This window comes from Rhodococcus sp. HM1, assembly GCF_023218075.1.
Lineage (GTDB): Bacteria > Actinomycetota > Actinomycetes > Mycobacteriales > Mycobacteriaceae > Rhodococcus.
Genome location: NZ_JALPTB010000035.1, coordinates 66,081 through 72,285 on the forward strand (window position 1 = coordinate 66,081; position 6,205 = coordinate 72,285).

General features: G+C 69.3%; 6 protein-coding genes. 1 reads left to right on the top strand and 5 read right to left on the bottom strand.

The genetic code is table 11. From position 1 onward, the window contains the following. Window positions 1-10: 10 nt before the first annotated feature. Genes M1M07_RS18565 through M1M07_RS18580 form a run of 4 tightly spaced genes read right to left on the bottom strand, consistent with a single transcriptional unit; the run spans window position 11 to window position 4,382 of the window. Window positions 11-985 (bottom strand): L-lactate dehydrogenase, encoded by a 975-nt coding sequence (locus M1M07_RS18565; RefSeq protein WP_197252527.1) that lies wholly within the window; start codon window positions 983-985, stop codon window positions 11-13. Window positions 986-1,032: 47 nt separating this feature from the next. Further along, window positions 1,033-1,461, bottom strand: a complete 429-nt coding sequence (gene msrB, locus M1M07_RS18570) for a peptide-methionine (R)-S-oxide reductase MsrB (RefSeq protein ID WP_248675142.1) — start codon at window positions 1,459-1,461, stop codon at window positions 1,033-1,035. A 10-nt stretch (window positions 1,462-1,471) separates the two neighbouring features. Beyond that, on the bottom strand, window positions 1,472-2,812 hold the full coding sequence (locus tag M1M07_RS18575; protein ID WP_197252526.1) for a glycosyltransferase family 87 protein: 1,341 nt from the start codon (window positions 2,810-2,812) through the stop codon (window positions 1,472-1,474). 10 nt (window positions 2,813-2,822) lie between these two features. After that, complete coding sequence (locus M1M07_RS18580; protein WP_248675143.1) at window positions 2,823-4,382, bottom strand: alpha/beta fold hydrolase; 1,560 nt, start codon at window positions 4,380-4,382, stop codon at window positions 2,823-2,825. A gap of 178 nt (window positions 4,383-4,560) precedes the next feature. On the opposite strand from M1M07_RS18580, the gene zapE reads away from it, so the two are divergent. Further along, window positions 4,561-5,574, top strand: a complete 1,014-nt coding sequence (zapE, locus tag M1M07_RS18585; protein WP_248675144.1) for a cell division protein ZapE — start codon at window positions 4,561-4,563, stop codon at window positions 5,572-5,574. 19 nt (window positions 5,575-5,593) lie between these two features. On the opposite strand, the gene M1M07_RS18590 is transcribed toward zapE, so the two are convergent. Continuing rightward, window positions 5,594-6,148 carry an N-acetyltransferase gene (locus M1M07_RS18590; RefSeq protein WP_197252524.1) on the bottom strand — a complete coding sequence of 185 codons (555 nt, stop codon included), beginning with the start codon at window positions 6,146-6,148 and terminating at the stop codon, window positions 5,594-5,596. Between the last annotated feature and the right edge of the window lie 57 nt (window positions 6,149-6,205).

The following is a 6,205-nucleotide window of genomic DNA, read 5'->3' on the forward strand; positions in this document are numbered from 1 at the left end:
GTCGGAGCTCTCAGCGTTCGAGGGTCGCCTGCACCTCCCGCAGGGTGCGGGCAGAGGCGCGCAGGCCCTCGCGCTCTTCGTCGGACATCGCCACGTCGAGCACCTGGGCCGCCCCGCGGCTGTCGACGACGGTCGGCAGCGACAGGCACACCCCGGACAGATCCTCGGGACCGCTCTGGAGGGTCGACACCGGCAGCACCCGGTGCTGGTCGCGCAGCACCGCCTCGACGATCCGGGCCGTGGACAACCCGATCGCCAGATTGGTCGCGCCCTTGCCCCGGATGATCTCGTACGCGCTGTGCACCACCCGGGCGGAGATGTCGGCGCGCGCCGCCGCGTCGAACAGGGGCGCGGAGGTGCCGTCGCCGGTCACGAACTTCGCTGCTGCGACGCCGCCGATCGTTGCCCCCGACCACAGCGTGATCTCCGAGTCGCCGTGTTCACCGACCACTACGGCGTGCACGTTCTCCACGGCGACCCCGGCGCGCTCGGCGATCAGGAAACGCAGGCGCCCCGAATCGAGCACGGTGCCCGACCCGAATATGCGGCCGGGTGCGGCGTCGGTCGCGACGATCGCGGCGTGGGTGACGATGTCGACGGGATTGCTGACGAAGAGCACAACCGCATCCGGCGACCGCTCGAGCAACGCGGGCGTCAGGGTCTGCACCAGCGCGACGTTCGCCGCGGCGAGTTCGAGCCGCGACTGTCCGGGCTTCTGCTTGGCACCGGCGGTCACCACGATCATGTCCGATCCGGCGGTGACGGCGAGATCGTCACCGCCCTCGATCCGGCACGGCGGCGCAAACTGGGTTCCGTGATTGAGATCGAGGACCTCGGCCCGGACCTTGTCGGCATTGGTGTCGTACAACGCCAGCGCCTCGGCCGAACCCCGGATGAGGCACGCATACGCGATCGCGGTCCCCACGGTGCCCGCCCCGACGATCGTCACCTTGACCTTCGGCCTGCCGAGGATGTGCTCACTCATGCCTCGACATCCTCCCGGCTGCGGACCCGTCCCGCAGCCGGAGCGGCTCAGTTCGCCGGGACCAGGCGCAGGCTGATCGAGTTGATGCAGTACCGCTGATCGGTCGGTGTCGGATAACCCTCGCCCTCGAACACGTGCCCGAGATGGCTGTGGCACGACGCGCAGAGCACCTCCACCCGGCGCATCCCCAGCGAATCGTCGGGCCGCAGGATCACCGCGTCCGAATCGGCCGGATCGTAGAACGACGGCCACCCGCAGTGCGAATGGAACTTCTCGCTGCTGCGGAACAACTCCGCGCCGCAGGCGCGGCACTCGTAGACACCCTCGGTCTCGGTGTCGGTGTACTCGCCGACGAACGGGCGTTCCGTGCCCGCCCGGCGCAACACCGCGAACTCCTCGGGAGTCAACAGCTCCCGCCATTCCTCGTCGCTGCGTTCGACCTTCGGTGCGGGATCCGGGCGGGGCGTGGAAGTCATGATGCCGAGGCTAGTCGCGGACGGCCTGTGCGGCCATGCGTTCCTCGGGTTCCTCCGGTTCGTCGGGGACGGCGGCGGCGGGTTTCTTCGGCAACAGGAATGCCGGTTCGATGCCCGAATCCAGGCGTCCCTCACGGCGCGCGGCGAGGTACCGGTCGAGCAGCACCGCGAACACGACGATGATCAGCAGCGACCACCCGAACGTCGTCTTCATGTACTCGGCGGCCCGGCCCATCTCCGGCCAGCGGCTCGACAGCCAGCTGTCGTAGCTGAGGAAGCCGTAGACGGCCAGCCACGCCGGCCAGTTGCGCATCACCGAGTTCGGCAGGACCACCGTCATCAGCAGCGGGAACAGCATCATCGAGTAGTACATCTGGCCCAGCGAGCCGAGCAGGAACGAGGCGGTGAGCAGCAGGCCGGTCGCGGTGCCGACGAAGAACAGCTCGTCGTGGCGGCAGTAGCGGTACAGCAACCACAGCGCCACCAGCACCATCGCCATGAGCACGACGCGGAGCCCCAGGATCAGCCAGCTCGGCAGGCCGTAGTACATGCCGTTTCCGACGATCGCGCTGTTGAAGTAGTCACGCGCCTCGAGCAGGTAGGGCGTCGTGTGTTCGACGAACTGCCACGGGTCGACGGAGAGCGGCCAGGCGACCGCCATCAGCGCGACCGGCACCGCCACCGCCGTGACGAACACCTTCCACTGGCCACGGACCAGGGGCAGGAACAGCAGGGGAGCGAGGATCGGTTTGACCGCGAACGTCAGACCGATCGCGACGCCGGCCCACAGGTCGCGACGCTCGAGCAGCAACGTCAGGAACGCGATCTCCCCGAGCAGCACGAGCCCGTTGATGTTGGTGAACACCAGCGTGTTCGTCACCGTTTCGGAGGTGAACGCCCCGAGCACGAGGATCGGCGCGATCACGGAATCGAGACCGTAGCCGAACATGCGCAGCAGCAGGTACAGCGCGATCAGGATCGCGATCGCGTTGGCGAGAATGAACAACCAGCGGGAGCGTTCGGGGTCGATCACTGCGATCGGTGAGATCAGCAGAGTGCCCGACGGCGGATACAGGTAGTGCGGATCGACCCACCGGAAGTTCGCGGTGTAGACGGGCTGCCGATTGAGGAACGCCAGCGCCGCGTTGTACACGGGTGTGAAGTCGTCGGTCCGGAAGCCGTTGACGGCTTTGATCACCACACGGTGCAGCACCGTGAGCAGGGCCAACGGCCACACAACGCACTTGACCACCTCCACGGTGGTGCGTGCGGTGCGGGGCTCGAGACGACTGAGGAACACTACGGCACGGTACACCGGAGCCGCAGATCGGTGATCCACCCGCCCCGGCATGACGGTGCGCTCAGGCGGGACACAGGCTGCCGTTCGGCGGTAGTTCTCCGGTCTCGAGATACGCCGCGACCCGGGCCTGCGCGCACGTCGAGTGCAGGGCCGCCGCATAGCCGGCGCCCTGCCACGACACCACCGCCCATCGGGCGCCCACTGCGGTCAGTGCGCCGGTGACGGATTCGAGCCCGCCGTTGCCGACGATGGGGTCGGCGGCGGACCCGAGGACGAGCACGGGCACATCCACCGCATCCGGCAGCGGCGGCGCCGGCATGCTCGGCCATGCGGAACAGGCCGTCAGTCCGGTCGCGGTGTCCGCGCCGAACAGCGGGTAGCTCGCTCCCCATGTGCGCTGCAGCTCCAGGGCGCGGGTGGGCGTGGGCTGCCGCTGCTTGTCGCTGCACCGGGACACGAACTGGCCGGCCGAGCTCAGCTGCGCCTCGGCGGGGTCGACGAGTTCGAGCAGCGGCATCACATCACCGTCGCGCGCGGCGGCCAGCGCATCGGACAGTTCGCGGACGCGGGCCTGCTGGTCGCCGCGGGGGCTGCCGAGGAACCCGGTCACGGCGGTGAGCATCGCGTTCGACGACAGCGGTGCCAGTTCCCCGTTCGCGGCCTTCGCGTGCAGGTCCTCGAGGACCGCCCGCGGCGTGGTGCCGAGCGAACACTTCAGCGCCACGCACTGGCGGGCGAACGCGTCGACCGCGGCTTCGGCGCCGCGCGCTCGGCTCTCCGCGAGAAGCTCGGCGTCGGCGGTTGCGGCGGCGGGGGAGTCGAGGATCAGCCGACCCACGTGCGTCGGGTACTCGGCGGCGTACGCCAGCGCGACGGAGGCGCCGTTCCCGATACCGAGCAGTCCGATCCGCTCCACGTTCCAGGCCAGGCGCAGCTGGTCCAGGTCGTCGGCGGCATGTGCGGCCCCGAACATCAGCTCCTGCGGTTGCAGGTAGTCGGTGCACGTGATGGTGATCTCGCGGCTCAGCTCCGCGACGCGGCTCGGTCCGTCGCCGCTGCGGCCGAACTGGCCGAGATCGCCGAGTGCACGGAGGTCGGCGGGATAAATGCAGTCGATGGGCTGTGACGGCCCGATCCCGCGCCGGTCGACCGCGACGATCGGTCGTGTGGCGAGCAGACCGGACATCGGTCCGGTGGCGAGGGCGGCGAGTGCGGTGCCGGACGGCATGTCCGTTCCCGTGGTGAGCACGAGCGGCGCGACGTCGGTCGGGGTCTGCGGCAGGCGTGCCCGCGATACCCCGAGCGGGAACGTTCCCGGCACCGTCCCGGCCTCGTCGATGGGCGCGGTGATCTCCGAGCATTCGAGGACCAACCCGGTCGGACCGGTGGGCAGTTTCTGCGCCGCGACGGTGTCGGCGGTGCAGTCGCGCCACGCCATGTCCTCCTCGGGCACGGGCAGCCCGGGCTCGGTGGGCTCGTCCTGTTCGGGGGCGGGGACGGCCCCGTCACCGACGTCCCGAACCACCGCGACGTCGGGCCTGGCCGAGGGCCCCGTCCCGCAGGCGGTGACCGTCGCCGCGAGCGCGACGAGGGAGACCGCGAACACACCGGTTCTGCGCATGCCGACAGCCTGCCAGGTCGCCGGGATCCGGGTGTGCACCGGTCCACGCGCGCAGCGTACGCGGGCGTGTGACGCGTGCACTCATGCGAGGTGAAGATCGGGTGACGCCGATGTGAAGTAGGTCGCAATCCGCCGCTGGTGTAGGTATGGCCTCATCACACGCCTCTACCCTGGAGGAATGCAGGAACGTCTCGTCGATCGCAGTCCCGTGGTGCCGGCCGAACAACTGGTTGCACAGCTCGTGCCGCCCGCGATGTTCGACGAGGTGAGCTTCGCGTCGTACATCCCCGATCCGAACCAGCCGAGCCAGGCCGCCGCGGTCCGCGCTGCCGAGGCGTTCGTCGGCAAGATCGGCAAGATCCGCGGCGGCAAGCGCGGTCTGTTCGGTCGCAAGGCGCCGTCCACCGGCGCCGGGCTGTACCTCGACGGCGGGTTCGGTGTCGGCAAGACCCACCTGCTCGCGTCGATCTTCCACAGCGCGCCCTCGCCCAAGGCGTTCGGCACGTTCGTCGAGCTCACGCACGTGGTCGGCGCGCTCGGTTTCAACAAGGCGGTCGAGGAGCTCTCCACCCACAGCGTGCTCTGCATCGACGAGTTCGAGCTCGACGATCCGGGCGACACGATGCTGGTGTCGCGTCTGCTGACCGAGCTGTCCGCGCGTGGAGTGTCGATCGTGGCGACCTCCAACACGCTTCCCGGCCAGCTCGGTGAGGGCCGGTTCGCGGCACAGGACTTCCTCCGCGAGATCAAGAAGCTCGCCTCGATCTTCGAGACGCTGCGCGTCGACGGCCCGGACTACCGGCACCGCGACCTGCCGCCGGCGCCGGACCCGATCTCGGCGGAGGAACTGATCGAACGCGCCGAGCAGATCCCCGGCTCCACGCTCGACGACTTCGACGAGCTGTGCGCGCACCTGAGCACGCTGCATCCGTCGCGTTACGGCAAGCTCATCGAGGGCGTGTCGGCCGTCTTCCTCAACGGGGTGCACCCGGCCGAGGACCAGTCCGTCGCACTGCGTCTGGTGGTGCTCGCCGACCGGCTGTACGACGCGAGCATTCCGGTGACCGTGGCCGGTGCCAAGCTCGACGAGATCTTCACGCCGGAGATGCTGGCCGGCGGCTACCGCAAGAAGTACCTTCGCGCGACCTCGCGTCTGCTGGCGCTGTCGCGCTTCGAGGTCGCCGCCAGCTGAGGGGTATGCCTTGGGCGCCTCACAGTTCGCGCTGCATGACGTAGTCCTGGTGGGTCTGTGAACCCACCAGGAACGTGCGCGTGCCCACCGTCCGGAAGCCCTGCTTGCGGTAGAAGGCCTGGGCGCGTTCGTTCTCCTGGTTCACCCCGAGCCACAGTCCCGCACGCCCGGCCGCCGCGGCGCGCTCCACGATCGCGGCCATGAGCGCCGCTGACACGCCGGTGCCGTGACGGCCCGGCAGCACGTACAGCTTGCTGATCTCCACTGCCGGGGTCGCCGTGATCATCGCCGCGATGTCGGGGTCGGCCGGCGGTGCGTCGATCGCCATCAGGTAACCGACGATCTCGCCGCCCATGCTCGCCTTCAGCACGATCCGCGTCGGATCGGTCAGATACTCGCCGAACCGTTCCGCCGAGAGGGTCTCGGCGATGAACTCGTCGATGTCGTCCCGGTTCGATCCGGGAGGGCACGCGAGCGGAAACGTGGTGGCGGCGACGTCGGCGAGCGTTTCGGTGTCCCAGATCCCGGCCTGTGCGACGGAGACGGCGGACTCTTCGACTGAGGGCGTGGACATAGGTTCCAGTAGACCACCCGGCCCACGGACAGGTGGGCGGGGCGTGAAGTACGCGGG

Coding starts and splice junctions, on each gene's coding strand:
- M1M07_RS18565 (WP_197252527.1), bottom strand. CDS start 985: ATGAGTGAGCACATCCTCGGCAGGCCGAAGGTCAAGGTGACGATCGTC.
- msrB (WP_248675142.1), bottom strand. CDS start 1,461: ATGACTTCCACGCCCCGCCCGGATCCCGCACCGAAGGTCGAACGCAGC.
- M1M07_RS18575 (WP_197252526.1), bottom strand. CDS start 2,812: ATGCCGGGGCGGGTGGATCACCGATCTGCGGCTCCGGTGTACCGTGCC.
- M1M07_RS18580 (WP_248675143.1), bottom strand. CDS start 4,382: ATGCGCAGAACCGGTGTGTTCGCGGTCTCCCTCGTCGCGCTCGCGGCG.
- zapE (WP_248675144.1), top strand. CDS start 4,561: ATGCAGGAACGTCTCGTCGATCGCAGTCCCGTGGTGCCGGCCGAACAA.
- M1M07_RS18590 (WP_197252524.1), bottom strand. CDS start 6,148: ATGTCCACGCCCTCAGTCGAAGAGTCCGCCGTCTCCGTCGCACAGGCC.